1 protein-coding gene is annotated in these 2184 nt (G+C 69.6%); it reads right to left on the minus strand.

The window, feature by feature from the left end; all coding sequences use genetic code 11:
* Positions 1 to 159: 159 nt before the first annotated feature.
* On the minus strand, positions 160 to 2184 hold a 2025-nt coding region (scpA, locus tag ACOADB_RS12540; RefSeq protein ID WP_378598847.1), incomplete at its 5' end, for a methylmalonyl-CoA mutase.

Raw genomic sequence — 2184 nt, forward strand, 5'->3', positions numbered from 1 at the left:
GCCAGTTCCGTCAGCAGCTCGCGCGCTGCCTCCCGGTGCCGTGGCGCCGTCGACTCGACCAGCGTGATGGCGCGGGCCATCTGTGCGCGGCTGCCCGAACGAATCCCCTGGAGCAGGGTCTCGACCAGTGCTGTCGTTCGTTCGTCCACGGGCGAGGGATCAGTGCCCGAGGCCGGCGCCGAGCTTGGCCAGCAGGTCCAGCGCCGACTCCGCGATGACCGTGCCCGGGAGGAAGACCGCCGCGGCGCCCATCTCCTTCAGCGTCGGTACGTCGTCGGGCGGGATCACGCCACCGATGACGACCATGATGTCGTCACGGCCCTGCTCGGCCAGCGCGGTCTTCAGCGCCGGGAGCAGGGTGAGGTGGCCGGCGGCCAGCGAGGAGACACCGACGATGTGGACGTCGGCGTCGATCGCCTGCTGCGCAACCTCCTCGGGCGTGGAGAACAGCGGACCCACGTCCACGTCGAAGCCCATGTCGGCGAACGCCGAGACGACGACCTTCTGGCCGCGGTCGTGGCCGTCCTGGCCCATCTTCGCGACGAGGATGCGGGGACGTCGGCCCTCGGCCTCGGCGAACTCGTCGGTGGCGGCGCGGGTCTGCGCGACCAGTGAGTCGCCGGCGCCGTCGTTGGCCAGGTTGGCTTCGTCGCGGTACACGCCGCTGATCGTACGGATCACGGCCTGGTGGCGGCCGTAGATCTTCTCGAGCGCATCCGAGATCTCGCCGACCGTGGCCTTGTTGCGGGCCGCGGCGACCGCGAGGTCGAGCAGGTTGCCGTCGCCGGACTCGGCGCTACGGGTCAGCGCGTGCAGCGCGTCCTCGACGTCGGCGCTGTTGCGCTCGGCGCGCAGGCGCTCGAGCTTGGCGACCTGCTGGCGGTAGACGTCGTCGTTGTCGACCTTGAGCACGTCGAGCTTGTCCTCGACGGCCAGGCGGAACGTGTTGACGCCGATGACCTTCTGCGCGCCGGAGTCGATCCGCGCCTGGGTGCGGGCAGCGGCCTCCTCGATGCGCATCTTCGGGATGCCCTGCTCGATCGCCGCAGCCATGCCGCCGGCGGCCTCGGCCTCCTGGATGTGGGCCCAGGCGCGCTCGGCGAGGTCGTGGGTGAGCTTCTCGACGTAGTACGAGCCGGCCCACGGGTCGATCGTCTGGGTGGTGCCGCTCTCCTGCTGCAGGAGCAGCTGGGTGTTGCGCGCGATCCGGGCGGAGAAGTCCGTCGGCAGCGCGATCGCCTCGTCGAGGGCGTTGGTGTGCAGCGACTGGGTGTGGCCCTGCGTCGCGGCCATCGCCTCGATCGCCGTACGACCGACGTTGTTGAACACGTCCTGCGCGGTGAGCGACCAGCCCGAGGTCTGCGAGTGGGTCCGCAGTGACAGCGACTTCGCGTTCTGCGGGTTGAACTCGCGGACCAGCCGGCTCCACAGCGCGCGGGCCGCGCGCATCTTCGCGACCTCCATGTAGAAGTTCATGCCGATCGCCCAGAAGAACGACAGGCGCGGCGCGAACTGGTCGATGGTCAGGCCCGACTCGAGGCCGGCACGGATGTACTCGACACCGTCGGCCAGCGTGTAGGCGAGCTCGAGGTCGGCGGTCGCCCCGGCCTCCTGCATGTGGTAGCCGGAGATCGAGATCGAGTTGAAGCGCGGCATCCGCTGGCTGGTGAAGGCGAAGATGTCGGAGATGATCCGCATCGACGGCGCCGGCGGGTAGATGTAGGTGTTGCGGACCATGAACTCCTTGAGGATGTCGTTCTGGATGGTCCCCGAGAGCTGCTCCGGCTTCACCCCCTGCTCCTCGGCCGCGGCGATGTAGAGCGCGAGCACCGGGAGCACCGCGCCGTTCATCGTCATCGAGACGCTCATCTGGTCCAGCGGGATGCCTTCGAACAGCGTCCGGGTGTCGTAGATCGAGTCGATCGCGACACCGGCCATGCCGACGTCGCCGCGCACCCGCGGGTGGTCGGAGTCGTAGCCGCGGTGGGTCGCCAGGTCGAAGGCGACTGACAGGCCCTTCTGGCCGGCCGCGAGGTTGCGGCGGTAGAAGGCGTTGGACTCCTCGGCGGTGGAGAAGCCGGCGTACTGCCGGACGGTCCACGGCTGGGTCGTGTACATCGTCGGGTACGGGCCACGCAGGAACGGGCTCAGGCCCGGCCAGGTGTCCAGCGCGTCGAGGCCGGC

The organism is Nocardioides sp. CPCC 206348, from assembly GCF_048654705.1.
In the GTDB taxonomy this organism is placed as follows: domain Bacteria; phylum Actinomycetota; class Actinomycetes; order Propionibacteriales; family Nocardioidaceae; genus Nocardioides.